The organism is Actinoplanes octamycinicus (assembly GCF_014205225.1).
GTDB lineage: Bacteria > Actinomycetota > Actinomycetes > Mycobacteriales > Micromonosporaceae > Actinoplanes > Actinoplanes octamycinicus.
Window position 1 is genome coordinate 5,813,427 of record NZ_JACHNB010000001.1, and the last position, 16,178, is coordinate 5,829,604.

Sequence of the window (16,178 nt, forward strand, 5' to 3'; positions counted from 1 at the left end):
GCAGTTCATGAGAAGTCGAGTACGAACGATCCTGGCGGCGGCCGTCGTCGGCTTGGTCGCCGTGTCCCTGCCGCCCGGCGCGTCCTGGGCCGGCCCGGCTCCGGCGACACCGGCGGTGCCACCGGCGATGCTGGACGCGGGGCTGGTACGCACCTGGCTGACGCCGTTGCCGCCGCCCGGACAGTCGCTGCTCGCGTTCACCAGGGAGCAGCGGGTCCGCTGGGGTTTCCGGTCGGACGCGAGCTACGTCAGCGCGTTGGGCACCGGCAAGGCGGCCGGCCTCAACTTCGACTACGGACTGTGGCTCACCGCGGCCGAACGGGATGAGCTCAACTTCCGCCAGCAGGTCATGAACGTCGACGTGCCGTCGGTCAAGAAGGTCCTCGCCGGCCGCGCCTCGGCCGCCGGTCACTATCTCGATCCGGCCACCGGCCGGCTGACCGTGCTGCTGGCCGGCGCGGACGCGACGGCCGAGGCGGACATCCGGGCCACCGCGCACTACTCGGACCGCCTGGCCTTCCGCCAGGTGAAGTACTCCGAGAGCCAGCTGGCCGGTTTCGACAAGGCGGTGGGCGCCCTGCGCGACAGCACCGACTCCAGCATCCGCGGCGTCATGGTGAGCATTCCGCTGAACGCGCTGATCGTGGATCTGGACGACACCAACCCCAACCCGTCGGCGGCCGGTCGCCGCCGGGTGGACGACGCCGGGATCCGGGCCGAGCTGGCAAAGCTCGTTCCCCCCGACGCGTTGATCGTCCGGCAGGCGGATGTGGCAACCTCGGGGACCAACAACGAGACCGGACCGCCGTGGCGGGGCGGCATGCGGATCGTCAGCTCGGACGGTCATGGTTGTCAGGCCGGTTTCGTGGTGCAGAAGGACGAGCCGGTCGCGCCGGACTCGTACTGGATCATGACGGCCGGGCACTGCGCGAACGGTGTGATCAACATGGAGTGGCGCAACGCCGCGACCGGGGCCGGATACAGCACCGGCTACGGCATCGGCTGGACCCGCGGGGCCTGCAACCATCAGGGATGCGCGGCCGACGTGCAGGTGATCAACATGAACCAGAACTACGACACCCGCGAGGTATGGCAGAACTCCACCACCAAGTTCGCCATCCTGGGGCAACAGGCCGCAGCCGGCGACAACGTCGGTGACACGGTGTGCGGGAGCACGGTGATGCGCAGGCCGGGCACCTTCTACTGCGGGCAGCTCACGGCTCTCTCCTACGACATGACGGTTGATGGATGGACCAGGCCGTACCAGCGCGTCACCAACCTGGGCAGCACGGTCCTGATCGACGGGGACAGCGGCGGACCGTGGTTCCGCAACTTCAACCTGGCGGTGGGCATCCACACCGGCCGGTGCGGTGGAGCCCTCTGTTACAGCCACATTCACGATGCGATCCGGGCCAGCGGCATGCGTGCGGTGAAGAGCCAGCCCTAACCCGTCGCCGCCGGTCCGCCGGTGCCCGGCGTGAGCGCGGGCGGCGGCGGGCCGGCGGTGGCCAGTTCGGCCAGGGTCGGCGCGCTGGTGGCGCCGCTGGTCGCGGCCTCGGTGGCCAGGGTGGGCAGCCAGAGGCGGTAGGTGGCGGTCTCGGTGTGCCAGCGGATCGGCATCGCGCGCTCCGGGCGCATCCGCTGCAGCACCGCCCGGCGGCGGGCGTCGGCGAACCAGGCCAGCACCCGGGCGGCGCACGGCACCGGCAGGTGCGCCAGCACGTCGCCGAGCGGGCGCGGCGACAGCGGGGCGAGCCGCTCGGCGGCCTGCCGGTCGGTCATCCCGAGCAGCCGGGCCGCGGCCTGCTCGGCGGGCATCTGCTTGAGCATCGCCGCGGCGTCCCGGGCGGGCAGCTCGGCGAGCAGCCCGGCGGCCGGGTCGGCCGGCAGCGCGGTCAGCAGCCGGGCGGCGACCCGGGCGCCGGCCGCGCGCAGCAGCGCGAGGGAGCCGTCGAAGCCGAGGCTGAACAGCAGTTCGCCGGTGACCGCCGGGGGCAGCGGCGCACCGGTCAGCAGCGCCGTCCGCTGCTCCACCGGCATCGTCCGGGCCGTCCGCCGGACCAGGTCGACGTCCAGGTGCGGCAACCGGGCGGCGAGCGCGGTGCCCGGCATGACGGCGAGCGCGCGGGCGGCCGCCTCCGGGTTCATCGCGGTCAGGTGCGCGACCGCGGCGGTGACCGGGGTCAGCGTCAGCAGCCGGGCGGCCGTGCCCGGGTCGGTCGCATCCAGGCAGGCCACCGCGTGCTGCGGCGACAGTCCGCTGAGGTGTCCGGTGGCCAGCACCGGGTCCATGGTGGCGAGCAGTTTCGCCACCAGGGCCGGGTGCAGCCGCTGCAGGAACGCGACGACCGACTCCGGGGCCCGGCCGGCGAGCAGCTCGGCGGCCTTGTCGACGGCGGTGCCGCCGAGCTCCAGCAGCAGGTCGTCGGCGAGGATCGGCTGGTCGGGCACCGGCTCGGCACGGCGCTCCCGCGGGGGAGGCGGGGGTGCCGGGTGCGGCGCCCGGCGGCGCCGGCCGGCCACCCGGTTGCGGGCCGCCGTCCACCACGGCAGCTGATCGTCCGGCACCCCGCACGCCTGCGCGATCCGGTAGACCACCTCGACGCGCGGCAGCACCCGGCCGGACTCGGCGTTGCCGAGGGTGCTGTGCGGCAGCCCGGTCAGCACGGCCAGCTGCCGCAGGGTCAGCGGGTTGTCGGTGGGCGCCGGCCGGTGCGCGGCCAGCCGCAGCTGGCGCAGCTGGTCGGCCAGGTCGGCGACGGTCTCGGTGGCGCGCGGATCCGGCACCGACGCCGGCGTCACGATGCTCGATGCCGGGTCCATCGGCCCATCGTGTCCTACCCCGTCCGGTGGTGTCCCACGTAACACCCGATCGGGTGACGGGCAGGTGACGCACACCGGGTCCGGTCCGGACGCTCACCGGTGCGGGATAGTCAGCTGCCGATCCTCGACGGCTCACCTGCCCTGAGCCCCGGTGGATCGGCGGGGTGCGGCCGCCGCCGCACCCGGACGTGTTCGGAAAGCACGAAACGCTCATCACCCGGTGGGTGATGAGCGTTCACGCGGACATGTCACCGGGAGCGGGTCCGTGGCAGCGGGCCCGCTCCGCCTGCCGCTATCAGGTGCAACGAGCGGCGCGGCGAAACGTTGTCGGCGGCTGCGGTTGAATCGACGGCATGTCATCGATACGGCACCTGTGGCAGCTGTTCGAGCCGCTGCACGCGGTCACCTACTTCGCGCCGGAGGCCCGGGCCGGGTTCGAGAGCGCCGGCCTGCGCGGGTTCTGGCGCGGCTACTTCGCCGGGCGGGCGGCGCCGCTGGGCGCGGTGACCGCGGCCCCGGTCACCGCGCTGTTCTTCTCGTTCGCGCCGGCCATGGTGGCCCGGGCGCTGCCCGACGTCTGGCAGCGGGCAACGCCGGAGGAGGCGCTGACCGCACGGCTCGACGGCGCGGTGGCCGCCCTGCGCGCGGTGCTGCCGGCCGAGCCGTCGCGCTGGGCGGAGGCCGCCGACCTGCTGGCGGCCGCGGCCCGGGCGGCCGGCACCGACGGCCGGGCGCTCGGCGCGGCCAACGCCGCCCTGCCGACGCCGGCCGACCCGCTGGCCCGGCTGTGGCAGGCCGCCACCGTGCTGCGCGAGCACCGGGGTGACGGGCACATCGCCGCGCTGGTCGACGCCGAGCTCACCGGGTGTCAGGCGCTGGTGCTGCGCGACGCCCTGTACGGCGGCCGGGAGCAGCTGCAACCGAACCGCGGCTGGACCGACGACGAGTGGGACGCCGCGGCCCGGGCGCTGACCGGCCGCGGCTGGCTGGACCGGGACGGCCGGCCCACCGCCGCCGGCGAGGCGGCGCACCGCGAGGTGGAGAGCCGGACCGACCGGCTGGCCGCGCAGCCGTGGACGGCGGTCGGTGCTGCCGACCGGGACCGGCTGGCCCGGCTGCTGGAGCCGCTGGCCGGCGCGGCCGCCACGGTCGTGCCGTTCCCCAACCCGATGGGCCTGCCCCGCCCCTGACATCATCGGCCGGTGGAGCTGCGCCAGCTGAGGTACTTCGTCACGGTGGCCGAGGAGCTGCATTTCGGCCGGGCCGCCGAGCGGCTGACGATCGTCCAGTCGGCGGTGAGCCAGCAGATCGGCCGGCTGGAGCGGGAGCTGGGCGTGACGTTGTTCGACCGGACCCCGCGCCGGGTGCGGCTGACCGAGGCGGGGGCCGCGTTCCTGCCGGCCGCCCACCGGGTCCTGGACGCCGAGCGGGACGCGCTGGCCACCGTCGCCGGGTTCGTCGCCGGCCGGGAGTCGGTGCTGCGCGTCGGCACCAGCCGCGGGCTGGGCGACCGGCTGGAACGCATCCTCGAGGAGCTGGCCCGGCTGGCCCCGGACACCCGCGCCGAGCTGGTCTCGGCGGCCACCCAGGAGCGGCTGCGCCGGGTCGCGGACCGGGAGTGGGATGCCGCGTTCGTGCGCGGGACGGTCCAGCTGCCGGACGGGCTCCGGCAGGTCCCGGTGTGGCAGGACCGGCTGGTGGTGGCGGTCTCGGCCCGGCACCGCCCGCCCCCGGACGATGCCCGCCCGGGTCCGTCCGGCGTGGAGCTCGCCGGGCTGGCCGGGATGCCGCTCTACCTGACGCCGCGGCGCACCAATCCGCCGCTGGTCGACCTGGTGCTGCGGGCCTGCCGGGACGCCGGGTTCGAGCCGCTGCCCGGCCCGCCGGCCAGCAGTCTGGAGGACACCCTGGCGGCGTTCGCTGCGGGCGCCCGGGGCTGGACGGTGGTGTACGCGGCGGCCGCCCGGCAGGTGCACCGGCCGCGGGTGGCGTTCCTGCCGGTCCCGCTGGCGCTGCCCACCTCGCTGGTGCTGCCGGCCACCGGCGGCCGGGCCGCCGCGCTGCTGGCGGCCTGCCAGCGGGTGGCAAGCGACGATCCCGATCAGTGAACCGGGGCAGGCCAGCCTGCCGGCGGGTGGCAAGCGACGATCCCGATCAGTAACCCGGGGCATGCCGGCCGGCCGGCGCGGATCGCGATCGGTCACCGTCGCGCGCGGCGGGCCAAGTGGGCGAGGTGCCGGACGATCTCGATCGGTGATCGCTGTGTGCGCGGAGTGCTTCTGGTTCCCGGCCGCCCGCCGGAGTGGACTGAAGGCCAGATCCACTTCACCGGACAGGAGGAGAAATCATGCCCATCGTCACCATCCAGCAGGGCCCCCGCGACGCGGAACTCAAGCGCGACCTGGTCGCCCGGATCACCGACGCGTTCGTCGACGCCTACCGGATCCCGGCCGAGTCGGTCCAGGTCTGGATCCACGAGGTCGGCCCGGAGAGCTGGGGCGCGGCCGGCAAGTTGACCGCCGACCGCTGAGACATCCCTGACCCTGCTGGTCAGCGGCGCGTTGTCCACATCAGCGCGTTGTCCACAGCCCACCCTGGGGAGATCGTCCTCTGCCGCCACACTGTTCTCGGGGAGGCTCCCCCTGGGCGGGCGGGGACTGGCACGTGGCCGGGCCATCCCACCGCCCCCACCGAGCCGACCGGCAGTGTCACCTTCGAGCACCAGCCAAGACCCGCAGCGGCGGCGCGGCCCGGCACCCCCGCGCCGCCGCCCGCGGGCTCAGACGAGGCTGCGCAACTGGGCCACGTCGATCGCGCCGGCCATCGCGAGGAACCCGGCCCGGTTCGGGTGCAGGTGGTCACCGGGCCCACCGGCGCTGCTGTTGGTGTCGAAGGCGGGCAGCAGATGCCCGGGGTTGGCCGGATCCTCGGTGACCGCGGCGAAGTCGGCGACCCCGTCGAACAGGCCACCTGTACGGATGAAGTCGTTGATCGTCCGTCGCTTGGCGTCGGTCTCCGGGGTCCCGTAGAGCCCGAACGCGGTGCCCGCCGACGGCGTCAGCGTGGCGCCGATGATCTTGATGCCGCGGGCGTGCACCCGCCGGACGATCTCCCGGTACCCGGTGATCACCTGCTCCGCGGTGGCACCGCCGCCACCCAGGTCGTTGATGCCCTCGAGCAGGATCACCACCCGGACGCCGGGCCGGTCCAGCACGTCGCGGTCCAGCCGGTCGAGCGCGGGCGGCCCGTCGCACGGGGTGCAGCCGCCGGGTGTGCGGCCGATCCGGGTGACCATGTTGCCGCCGATCGCCTCGGTGACCACGGAGATCGGGCGCTTGCCCGGCCGGCCCTGGTCGAGCCGGCGTTGCAGCACGTCGGGCCACCGGTCGTCGCCGTTGATCGTGGAGAAGAACCCGTCGGTGATCGAGTCGCCGAACGCCACCACGGTGGCGGCGTCGCGGCGCTGCGCCTGCACCGCGGAGACGAAGAACCACGACGTGGTGGAGTACGGGAACGCGGTGTCGGCGAGGTCCCCGGTGTGGTCGCCGGTGTCCGGCCCGGCCAGGTACGACGTGGTGAACGCCGCCGCGTGCCAGGTCATCGGCCCGCTGGCGCCGGTCACGTGCAGGCTCACCGCGAGGCGCTGCGACGCCGCGTCGGTGATCGGCACGGCGACCGGGTCGCTCAGCACGGTCCGGCCCGCCGGGACGGTGACCGACCGCCGGCCGGCGAAGGTGAGCGCCCGGTTGGTGCCGGCCGCGACGTTGCCGCCGGTGGACTGCCGGCCCGCGGCCGCCCGCCCGAAGGTCACCGGCCGGGTGCCGAACTCGTTGGACAGCCGGATCCGCCAGCCGGTGCCGGCGACGTTCGGGTGCACGATCATGCGCAGTGTCTGGTTGCGCGCCTGGTTGTCCGGGAAGGCGGCGGTCAGCAGCGGCGCGGTGTTCCCGGGGCCGGCCGGGCCGGGCGTCCCGGGCTGGGCGACCGAGTAGCCGACCGGGTAGACGCCCTGGATCGAGCCGGTCCACGCGTCGGTCCAGGCGCCCGGGGAGCCGCCGGCGCCGGCGATCGGTTCCTGCGCCACCGCGACCGCGGGCGTCAGCACCGCCCAGGCGAAGACGGCGATGACGGCCCGGGTCAGACGTTCTCTTCGCATGACACTCCCTCGTGCGTCGCGAAATCCATCGATAGATATCGCTACCACGGGAGATGTGGCGCGCTCAATGGGCTAGCTGCTGGCGGCCACCTGCGCCTGCCAGATGGCTATCTGGACGCCGACCACGAAGATCTGCAGCGGCAACGGCAGCCCCGGCAGGTCCGCCTCGATGTTGCCGCTCCAGGCGCTGGTGCGGCGCAGCGACCCGGCCGGCATCCCGCCGACCAGCAGCTCCTGCCGGTTGCCGAAGAAGGAGGCGCGGCGGAACTCGTAGACCCGCCCGGACGCCTGCACGCTCCAGTACTTGCGCCCGGCCCGCTCGACCAGCGCGACCTCGCGGCCGGCCTGGTCGATCATCCGGTACTTGGTGCCCCAGCCGTTGGCCCGCACCTGGTACTGCCGGCCGTCGATCGTGAACGTCCCGCCGGTGCGCCACCACGACGAATCCCAGGTGGTGACCGGGTGCCCGTCGACCGCGAACTCGTACCGGGCCGTCCACGTGCTCGTCTTCCTGGCCGTCAACATGGGCCCGAGCGTATCGGCGGCGGGCGAGCGGTCAGGCCGCGTCGGCCTGCAGGGCCAGGGCGCCGCGGGTCTCCCGGTACTCGGCCAGCCAGGCCGGGAAGTCGCCGACCGGGATCGGGCGGGTCAGGTAGTAGCCCTGGATCAGCGTGCAGCCCATCTGGCGCAGGATCCGCCAGATCCGCTCGTTCTCCACGCCCTCGGCCACCACGTGCAGGCCCAGGTTGAGGCCGAGGTCGACGACCGAGCGGACGATCGTCTCGTCGTCGGCGTTGCCCTCCAGCCCCATCACGAACGACTTGTCGATCTTGATTTCGTCGAGCGGCAGCCGGCGCAGCGTGGACAGCGACGAGTAGCCGGTGCCGAAGTCGTCGATGGAGAGCCGGACGCCCATCGCGTTCAGCTGCGCCAGCAGCGCGGCGACGCCCCGCGGGTCGGTCATCATCGAGCTCTCGGTCAGCTCCAGGGTGAGCAGGCCGGCCGGCAGCTGCCGGCCGGCGAGCAGCGCGGCCACCTGACCGGCCAGGTCGGTGCCGAGCAGGCTGCGGGCGGACAGGTTCACCGCGATCGACACCGGATCGCCGGCCGCGGCCCAGCCGGCCGCCGCGGTGACCGCGAGGTCCAGCACCTCCGCGGTGAGCGCGTTGATCAGCCCGTTGCGCTCGGCGATCGGGATGAACTCGTCCGGCATGATCAGCCCGTGCCGCGGGTGCTGCCAGCGCACCAGGGCCTCCACGCCGACCACCTCGCCGGTGCGCGCGTCGGCCTTCGGCTGCACGTACAGCCGCAGCTCGCCGCGGCCCAGCCCGGACCGCAACTCGCCGACCAGCGCCAGCTGCGCCGGGCTCTCCGGGGCCGGGCCGGCCGGGTCGAAGACCGCGGTGCCGCGGTGGGTGTTCTTCGCCTGGTACATCGCCATGTCCGCGTGCCGCAGCAGGCCGGCCACGTCGTCGCCGTGCTCCGGGGCGACCGCGACGCCCAGCGACGCGCCCACCTCCAGCCGGATGCCGTCGACGGTGGCCGGGGTGCGCAGCGCCACCCGCAGCCGGTCGCCGATCTCGACCGCTTCCCGCGGATTGGCCACCCGGGGCACGACGACCGCGAACTCGTCACCGCCCAGCCGGGCCACGACCACCTCCTCCGGTACGGCGTCCCGCAGCAACCGGGCGACGTGCTGCAGCACCGCGTCACCGTGGTGGTGCCCGAGGGTGTCGTTGATCTTCTTGAAGTCGTCCAGGTCCATCAGCAGCACCGCCACCCCGGCGTCGGCGCGGGCGGCGAGCAGCTCGTCGAGCCGGCGGTGCAGGGCGGTCCGGTTCGGCAGCCCGGTCAGCGCGTCGTGCGCCGCCTGATGTTCGAGCCGGTCGGCGAGGCGACCCTTGCCCAGCGCGATCGCCGCCTGGTTGGCCACCGTCTGCAGCAGCGTCACGTCGGCCTCGTCGAAGGCCCGCACGTCGCCGAGCCGGTCGGCGACCATCAGCGCCCCGATCAGCCCGGCGTCCCCGCGCAGCGGCACGATGATGACGTCCCGGACCGCCTCGCCGGTCAGGTATTCGCGCTCCTCCGGGTCCCGGGTGAGCCGGGTGATCAGCACCGGTTCGCCGCCGTCCACCGCCCGCTCCCACGGGCCGGTCACCGCGCTCGCGGCGCGCTGCAGGCGCCCGTGCCGCCCGGCCCGGATCCGGACCGCCTCGCTGCCCGGCGTGCCGGGCAGGAAGAGCACCTCGGCGCGGGCGGCGTGCAGCACCTGGGTGGCCTGCGCCAGCACGGTGCGCAGCACGTCGTCGATCTCCGGGTGGTCGCCGACCGCTTGGCTGAACCGGTGCAGCCGTTCCAGCGCGAGGTGCCGTTCGGCCAGCCCGGCGTAGGCGCGGTAGGCGACCATCAGGCCGGTCAGCGCGATCGCGGCGAGCAGCGCGTTCCACGGGTTCTGCTGCAGCAGGGCGACCACGATCAGGCCGGCGATCGCGGTGACCATCGAGGTGAGCGCGCCGCGGGCGGGTTCGCGCAGCAGGTCGCCGGGCCGCACCGAGCCGTCGGCCAGGGAGACCACCGCGGTGGTGCTCAGCGCGCTGACCGCGCCGACCGTGCCGGCCATGGCGAAGGCGGCCGTCCAGCGGCCCAGGGTGCCGTCGCCGGCCAGGCCGAGGACGCCGTGGAAGACCAGCAGCGCCACCGCCGACTCGAGCGCGACCTCGACCGTGTTGAAAGCGGTTTTGATCGGGTTGGCCCGGCGCAGCAGCACGCAGGTCGCGAGCATCCCCAGGGTGCGCCCGACGCCGAACTGGGCCGGCGTGGTCAGGAACAGCCCGAGCAGCAGCGGCACCTCGCTGAGCGAGATCCCCTGCGCCTCCCGGCCCAGCTGGATGTGCAGCACGAACCGTTCCGCGACCGCCGACAGCACGGCCACGACCAGCCACATGAAAGGACCGGTTGACTGTACGGCCGGCAGCCGGCCGGCGAAGAACCACAGCACCGTGGCGAGCCCGGCGAGCACGACGATCAGCCCGCAGACCCGGCGCATCCCGGTGCGATCCACGACGCCGCCCCCTCCTCGAAGGGGGACGGCCCGGCGCGCAGCCGGGCCGTCCCCTATCTCGTTAGTCGGCGCGCGGCCGGGAGGAGTTGAGCGTTTTCAGCTCCAGGAGGCGTCCGCCCACCCGTCCGACACCCAGCTGCGGCTGTACCAGACGCCGCTGACCCAGCTGCGGCTGTCCCAGCTGCCGGAGACCCAGCTGCGGCTCACCCAGCTGCGGCTCGACCAGGTGCCACCGGTCCCGTCCGAGCCGGTCCACTTGACCGCGGTCCAGTCGGTGCCGACCCCGCTGAAGGCCGTGCCGGTCCAGGTGCTGCCGTTGAAGTCGCCGCCGCTCCAGGCGGTGCCGGCGGCGGTCGCCGCGGACATGGCGGTGGCGTTCCAGGTCCGGCCGAAGATGTCCTTCTCACCGGTCAGCGCCTTGCCGCCGAGCAGCACGTGGTCGCTGCCGCGGGCACCCTCCAGGGTGCCCGCACCGGTCGACGTGGTGAACTTCTGCACCGGCGCGTCGGCCGGCTTGAGGCTCAGCGACTGCCGCACGTCGACCAGGCCGGTGCCCTGCCAGATCTGCCGGGCCAGCGGGAACGCCGCGGCCTTCGCGGTGATCAGGTACTTGACCTGGTCCGGGGTGGCGGCGGGGTTCTTCTGCAGCAGCAGCGCGGCGACTCCGGAGACCACCGCGGTGGCCTGCGAGGTGCCGCTGCCCCGGAGGAACCGGCTGCCCACCCGGCCGAGCGGATTGAGCTGGTCGACGAAGCTGTTCGGCACCCGCAGGCCGAGGATGTGCACGCCGGGCGCCACCACGTCGACGTGCCGGGCGGCGGTGCCGCGCTGGGCGAACAGCGGCACCGTGTCGTTGCCGGAGGCGAGCGTGTAGTTCGGGTCCTCGGCGCCGACCGCGAGCACGTACGGGTTGGCCGCCGGGTTGGCCAGCTCCTGCCGCAGGGTGCCGTCGTTGCCGGCCGCGACCACCACCACGATGCCCTTGCGCCAGGCCTGCTCGACGGCGTACGAGAGCGGGTCGAGCACCGACGACTGGACGCTGTCCGTGCCGTACGAGAGGTTCAGGACCTTGATGTTGAGCCCGTAGTCGTGCGCGTGCTGGGTGACCCAGTCGATCCCGGCGATCACCTGGGACACGTCCGCGGAGCCGTCCGCCGCGGCCACCTTGACGCTGACGATCCGGGCGTCCGGCGCGATGCCGGTGTACCCCTTGCCGGTGGTGTAGCCGGCCGGGGTTCCGGCGGCGTCCCGGCCGGCGATGATCGACGCCATGTGCGTGCCGTGCCCGAAGGTGTCCCGGTAGCGCACGTCGGCGTACTGCGACTCGAACGACAGGTCCGGCCCGTTCACCACGGTGCCCGAGGTGAGCCCGGCGACCGGGGCCACCCCGGAGTCGATCAGCGCGACGTCCACGCCCTTGCCGGTGTACCCCGCCTTCCAGGCGTCGGTCGCGTGCACCACGTCCCGGACGAACGACAGCGACCCCTCGTCGCTGACCGGGTCGTAGCCCAGCGCCGGGTCCACCACCATCAGGTGGCCGGACCCGTCCGGGGTCACCGACCGCACGCCGGCCAGCGTCCGCAGCGCGGCGACCGCCGAGCCCGGCACCGTCGCCGCGAACCCGTTGACGATCGGCAGCTCCCGCCGGACCGTGCCGCCCTTGCGCACCACGACGGCCTCGGCGCCGGCGACGTTCGCGCCCGCGTCGAGCGCGACGATCACCCCGACCGGTGCGCCCGGTGGCGTCGCGGGGGCGGCCAGCGCCGCAGCCGGCAGGCATCCGGTCCCGACCGCGAGCGCCACCACCGGCCCGGCGGTGAGCGCCGCACGCCGCCATCTCCTTGCCGAACTCACGCTCTTCGCCGAACTCACGTGATCCCTCCCCGGACGGCCGGCGGCCGCTCTCAGCAGGCGATCTTCGGCAACGCGACGGCAACCATGAGGGTTTCCGGGCTCAGAGTGTGATGACGATGCCGATCCCGGCCGGGCGCTTGATGCGCAGCAGCCGGCTGACGAAGCCGCCGATCCGCGCCGTCACGTAGCGGGTCTCCATCAGGCGCCGGGTCTTCTCGGTCTCCGACGGCGGCAGCAGCACCGCGGTGCCGCGCACCGGCTGCGCTCCCGGCGCCACCTTGCCGCGCAGGTCGCAGGCCACCACCTCGACCCGTGGATTGTTCCGGATCCGCTTGACCTTCCCGGCGTCCGCGGCGGACACCGTGGTCAGGGTGTCACCCCGGGCCACGTGCCAGACCGGCGTCGCCACCGGCCGTCCGTCCTTGCGGAACGTGATCAGACTGATCTGCTTGCTGGCGGCGATCTCCGTGGGCACGCTCATCCGGCGATCGTAGAGCCGCGAGATGAAGACCGGCTTTCGGTACGGCCGGAGCACCGTGGCGCCGCCCGCCGGCCGGCCGGTGCCCGGCTCAGGGCACCCGGTCCCCGGTCGCCTGGTCGATCACCGCCCGGCCGGCCAGCGGCGCGGCCAGCTCGACCGGCACCAGGTAGACCGTCGCCCCGCCGGTGACCGGCACCGCCGAGCAGGCCCCGGCGCAGGCGCCGAACACCCCGACGGTGATCGCGCCGGCCGCCTCCCGGACCGTGACCGAGACCGGCGGGGAGTCGCCGCGCACGCCGAGGAGCAGCCAGTTGCCACCGCCGGGCAGCGTGCTCCTGGGCAGGTAGGGCGGCGGGAAGGCGGCGTCGACCGCGCGCCGCCGGACGACCGCGACCGGCTGGGCGGTGTCCGGTCCGGGCGGCGCGGACAGCCGCGGCACCGTGACGACCGTGGCCTGCTGGACGCCGAAATCCACCAGCAGGGCGGCTGGGGTGGTGTAGTCGAACGTCGTGGTCGCGGTCGCCGCCGGGGTCGGGCCGGCCCCGGGCCCGCGGTCCCGGCTCGCGTCGGCCAGGCCGATCCCGGCGCAGACCAGCAGCACCACACCGAGGATGTTGGAGGCCCGGGTCCAGGCGTAGGCGGCGTCGCTCGGCTCGTTCGCCTCGGGATGCCGGAACCGCCAGGCGCTGAGCGTCAGCCACTGCGACCGCGGCGAGATCGCCCCCCACAGCAGCAGCGCGAGGAACGGGACCAGGCACAGCAACCGAGCCATGCCCATCGATGGTAGAGAGGATCCGGGCCGCCGGCCGGTCCGGAATCCGTCAGTCGCCGGGGCGCTGCGCCTCGAAATACTCCTTCTGCGACGGGTAGTAGTCGTCGAAGTCCGGCATCGGCGCGCCGTCGCGGGCGGCGACCAGCGCGTCCAGGTAGAACTCCCAGCCCGGGCCGATCTCGCCGACCGCGCCGAGACCGGTCAGGTGCTGGGTGAAACGCAGCTCGGTGACGCCGTCCGCCTCGGTCAGCGCCAGCTCCAGCACCCAGCGGTCGCCGCCCTCGTCGGCGGAGAGCGCCAGCCGGCGCGGCGGCTCGCAGGCGTCGATGGTCATGTCCATCCACGGCCGGCCCTCCTCGTGGGCCATCTGCACCTTGATGATCCGGCCCGGCCCGGCGTCGCCCTCCCACGGCCCGTACCAGCGCGCGGTCCGCTCCGGGTCGGTGAGGCTGGCCCAGACGTCGTCGACCGGGGCGCGGAAGGTGCGGGTCAGCACCAGGTCGGTGCCGGCAAGCCGGCCGGTGGGTGTCGGACTCATGCGATCTCCTCCTCGGAACTCTGCTGCCCGGCGGCCCGGCGCCGCTCGCGGCGGGTGCGGTAGACCTCGGTCTCCAGCGCGTCGAAGCGGTGCTCCCAGCCGGACGGCCGGGTCAGCCGCTCCAGCCACCCGGCCAGCTCGTCGAGCGGCGCGGTGACCAGCGCGTAGACCCGGCGCCGCCCGTCCGCGGTGTCGCGCACCAGCCCGGCCTCGCGCAGCACCCGCAGGTGCCGGCTGACGGCCGGCCGGCTGATCGCGAACCGGTCGGCTATCTGCCCGGCGGACCGCGACCCGTCCCGCAGCATCAGCAGGATCTCCCGCCGCACCGGGTCCGCGATCGCCCCCGCCACCTCGTCCACCCCGGAAGCGTAACCGACAGGTTACGCATCTGCCAGGCCCCGGGCGGCGGTCCCGGCCGGTCGCGTCGTTAGAGTTCCCGTGTGCGGGTGGTGGTGACGGGAGCGGCGGGGTTCATCGGCAGTCACCTCGCCGAGGCACTCGTGGCCGCTGGGCACGACGTGCTGGCCGTGGACGTGACCGGGGGCGGCGCCGTCCAGCACCGGGCTGAGCTGGCCCTCGCCGGGATGACGGTGACGGAGTGCGACCTGGCCGCCGACGATCTCGCGCCGCTGGCCGACAGCGACGTGATCCTGCATCTGGCCGGGCGGCCCGGGGTGCGTGACTCCGGCGGGCCGCGGACCTGGCGGGACAACGTGACCGCCACCGAGCGGCTGGTCGAGGCGTGCGCCGGGCGGGGGACGCGGATCGTGCTGGCGTCGAGTTCGAGCGTGTACGGCAGCGCGGAACGGCCGTGCGACGAGGACGAGGTCACGGCGCCGCTCAGTCCGTACGCCACATCGAAGCTCGCGGCGGAACAGGTCGTGCGGCGAGGGAGCTGCGACGGGGTTGTGCTCCGGTATTTCTCGGTCTACGGGCCTCGGCAGCGGCCGGACATGGCGTTCCACCGGTTCATCGAGGCGGGGCTGGCCGGGGTGCCGGCGCCGCTGTTCGGCGACGGCGGGCAGAGCCGGTCGTTCACCTATGTCGGGGACGTGGTGGCGGCGACGGTCCGGGCCGCGGAGACGCCGCTGCCGAGCGGGACGGTGCTGAACATCGGCAATCCGGCGACGGTCACCGTCGGTGACGCGCTGGAGCGGATCGGGCGGCTGCTCGGGACCATGCCGCCGACCGTGGTCAAGGACGAGGCGCCCGGTGACGTCGCCCGCACCTGGGCCGGCACCGGCCGGGCGGCCCGGTTGCTCGGCTGGACCGCGAGCACGGGACTGGACGACGGGCTGGCCCGGCAGATCGCCTGGCATCGGGAGCGGCGCGAGCGTGGCTGACGGACATCGGGCGGCCTACCTCGCCTTCGACCGGTTCCCCTCCAGCAAGGGCTCCGCGGTGCACATCCGGCACATGGCGGCCGAGCTGTTCGACCGCTACGGCGGCGGGCTGCTCTGCGTGCTCGGCGGTGGCGGGCTGCCCGCCTACCAGCGGGAAGGCGCCGTCGAGATTGTCCGGTTCGACGCCGTCGTGCCGAACCTGCTGGACCGCGCCGAGGCCTTCTCGGCCTGGGCCGCCGAGCAGCTCGCGCCGCACCGGGACACCCTGGAGCTGTGCCACGTGCGGGACCCGTGGGGTGCGCTGCCCGCCCTGGACACCGGGGCCACGCTGGTCTACGAGGCGAACGGGCTGCCGTCGGTCGAGCTGCCCTACGCCTGGCCGCTGGTCGCGCCCAGCACCCTCGGGAAGCTCCGCGAGCTGGAGCGGCACTGCCTGAGCCGGGCCGCGGCGGTGGTCGTCCCGTCGTACGTCATCCAGCGCGCCGTGCTCGACCGCGGCGCCGCACCGGACCGCGTGCATCTCGTGCCGAACGGAGCGGACCCGCCGCCGGCCGGACTGCCACGACCGGACACGGCCCCGGACCGCTACCTGATCTACGTCGGCGCGTTGCAGCCGTGGCAGGGCGTCGACGTGCTGCTGCGCGCCTTCGCCCGGCTGGCCGACCTGACCGACCTGGCCCTGGTGGTCTGCTCGTCGGTGTCGGCGAACCGGGCCCGGCCGCTGCGCCGGCTCGCCGAGCGTCTCGGGGTCGCCGACCGGGTGCGCTGGCAGCACATGCTGCCGCACGCCGAGGTCGCGGCCTGGCTGGCGCACGCCGAGCTGTCCGTGGCACCGCTCACCGCCACCCCGCGCAACCTGGAGCAGGGCTGCAGCCCGATCAAGGTGTGGGAGTCGATGGCGGCCGGCACCGCGGTGGTCGCCTCCGACCTGCCGGTGATCCGCGAGGTGCTCGGCGAGCACGGCCGGCTGGTACCGCCGGACCGGCCGGCCGAGCTGGCCCGCGCCATCCGGGTGCTGCTCGAATACCCGGACGTCCGCCGGGAGCTCGGCGAGCGGGCCCGGCGGCACGTCGAAACCGGCTTCACCTGGCGGCACGCCCGGGGCAGACTGGCCGTCGTCTACGAAACCGTCGCGGGTCGCTGATACGGT

Annotated in this window: 15 protein-coding genes; 6 read left to right on the forward strand and 9 right to left on the reverse strand. The window is 74.4% G+C overall.

Translation table 11 applies throughout. The annotated features are described in order from the left end of the window. The first annotated feature begins 7 nt into the window (after window positions 1–7). Entirely contained in the window at window positions 8–1,447 is a 1,440-nt protein-coding gene (locus BJY16_RS25465) for a trypsin-like serine protease (protein ID WP_185042082.1), read from the forward strand. Here BJY16_RS25465 and BJY16_RS25470 read toward each other — a convergent pair. After that, the gene (locus BJY16_RS25470; protein ID WP_185042083.1) at window positions 1,444–2,823 is read right to left on the reverse strand and encodes a magnesium transporter MgtE N-terminal domain-containing protein; all 1,380 of its coding nucleotides are present in this window, start codon (window positions 2,821–2,823) and stop codon (window positions 1,444–1,446) included. The two genes, BJY16_RS25465 and BJY16_RS25470, sit on opposite strands and share 4 nt — an antisense overlap. A 353-nt stretch (window positions 2,824–3,176) precedes the next feature. On the opposite strand from BJY16_RS25470, the gene BJY16_RS25475 reads away from it, so the two are divergent. The 3 genes from BJY16_RS25475 to dmpI all read left to right on the forward strand — a co-directional run bounded on the left by BJY16_RS25475 (window position 3,177) and on the right by dmpI (window position 5,353). Then, window positions 3,177–4,013, forward strand: coding sequence for an SCO6745 family protein (locus BJY16_RS25475; RefSeq protein WP_185042084.1), 837 nt, complete (start codon window positions 3,177–3,179; stop codon window positions 4,011–4,013). 12 nt (window positions 4,014–4,025) lie between these two features. Next, on the forward strand, window positions 4,026–4,931 hold the full coding sequence (locus BJY16_RS25480; RefSeq protein WP_185042085.1) for a LysR family transcriptional regulator: 906 nt from the start codon (window positions 4,026–4,028) through the stop codon (window positions 4,929–4,931). A 239-nt stretch (window positions 4,932–5,170) separates the two neighbouring features. Further along, window positions 5,171–5,353, forward strand: coding sequence for a 4-oxalocrotonate tautomerase DmpI (dmpI, locus tag BJY16_RS25485; RefSeq protein ID WP_185042086.1), 183 nt, complete (start codon window positions 5,171–5,173; stop codon window positions 5,351–5,353). 249 nt (window positions 5,354–5,602) lie between these two features. On the opposite strand, the gene BJY16_RS25490 is transcribed toward dmpI, so the two are convergent. The 8 genes from BJY16_RS25490 to BJY16_RS25525 form a co-directional block, all read right to left on the reverse strand. Beyond that, on the reverse strand, window positions 5,603–6,979 hold the full coding sequence (locus tag BJY16_RS25490; protein ID WP_185042087.1) for an SGNH/GDSL hydrolase family protein: 1,377 nt from the start codon (window positions 6,977–6,979) through the stop codon (window positions 5,603–5,605). A gap of 72 nt (window positions 6,980–7,051) precedes the next feature. Continuing rightward, window positions 7,052–7,504, reverse strand: coding sequence for a hypothetical protein (locus BJY16_RS25495; protein WP_185042088.1), 453 nt, complete (start codon window positions 7,502–7,504; stop codon window positions 7,052–7,054). A 31-nt stretch (window positions 7,505–7,535) separates the two neighbouring features. Beyond that, window positions 7,536–10,040: a putative bifunctional diguanylate cyclase/phosphodiesterase gene (locus BJY16_RS25500; RefSeq protein ID WP_185042089.1), complete on the reverse strand. Its 2,505-nt coding sequence runs from the start codon at window positions 10,038–10,040 to the stop codon at window positions 7,536–7,538. A gap of 96 nt (window positions 10,041–10,136) precedes the next feature. After that, the gene (locus BJY16_RS25505) at window positions 10,137–11,912 is read right to left on the reverse strand and encodes a S8 family serine peptidase (RefSeq protein ID WP_239177034.1); all 1,776 of its coding nucleotides are present in this window, start codon (window positions 11,910–11,912) and stop codon (window positions 10,137–10,139) included. Window positions 11,913–11,994: 82 nt separating this feature from the next. After that, window positions 11,995–12,375 carry a PPOX class F420-dependent oxidoreductase gene (locus BJY16_RS25510; RefSeq protein WP_185042090.1) on the reverse strand — a complete coding sequence of 127 codons (381 nt, stop codon included), beginning with the start codon at window positions 12,373–12,375 and terminating at the stop codon, window positions 11,995–11,997. A gap of 88 nt (window positions 12,376–12,463) precedes the next feature. Next, window positions 12,464–13,147, reverse strand: a complete 684-nt coding sequence (locus tag BJY16_RS25515) for a DUF6199 family natural product biosynthesis protein (protein WP_185042091.1) — start codon at window positions 13,145–13,147, stop codon at window positions 12,464–12,466. Between the two features lie 49 nt (window positions 13,148–13,196). Next, complete coding sequence (locus BJY16_RS25520) at window positions 13,197–13,685, reverse strand: SRPBCC family protein (protein ID WP_185042092.1); 489 nt, start codon at window positions 13,683–13,685, stop codon at window positions 13,197–13,199. Beyond that, window positions 13,682–14,044 carry a metalloregulator ArsR/SmtB family transcription factor gene (locus BJY16_RS25525; RefSeq protein ID WP_185042093.1) on the reverse strand — a complete coding sequence of 121 codons (363 nt, stop codon included), beginning with the start codon at window positions 14,042–14,044 and terminating at the stop codon, window positions 13,682–13,684. Before BJY16_RS25525 ends, BJY16_RS25520 begins: the two co-directional genes overlap by 4 nt. Window positions 14,045–14,125: 81 nt before the next feature. Here BJY16_RS25525 and BJY16_RS25530 point away from each other — a divergent pair, with 81 nt between their 5' ends. Then, window positions 14,126–15,028 (forward strand): NAD-dependent epimerase/dehydratase family protein, encoded by a 903-nt coding sequence (locus BJY16_RS25530; protein WP_185042094.1) that lies wholly within the window; start codon window positions 14,126–14,128, stop codon window positions 15,026–15,028. After that, on the forward strand, window positions 15,021–16,172 hold the full coding sequence (locus BJY16_RS48565) for a glycosyltransferase (RefSeq protein WP_275408054.1): 1,152 nt from the start codon (window positions 15,021–15,023) through the stop codon (window positions 16,170–16,172). Before BJY16_RS25530 ends, BJY16_RS48565 begins: the two co-directional genes overlap by 8 nt. Window positions 16,173–16,178: the final 6 nt, after the last annotated feature.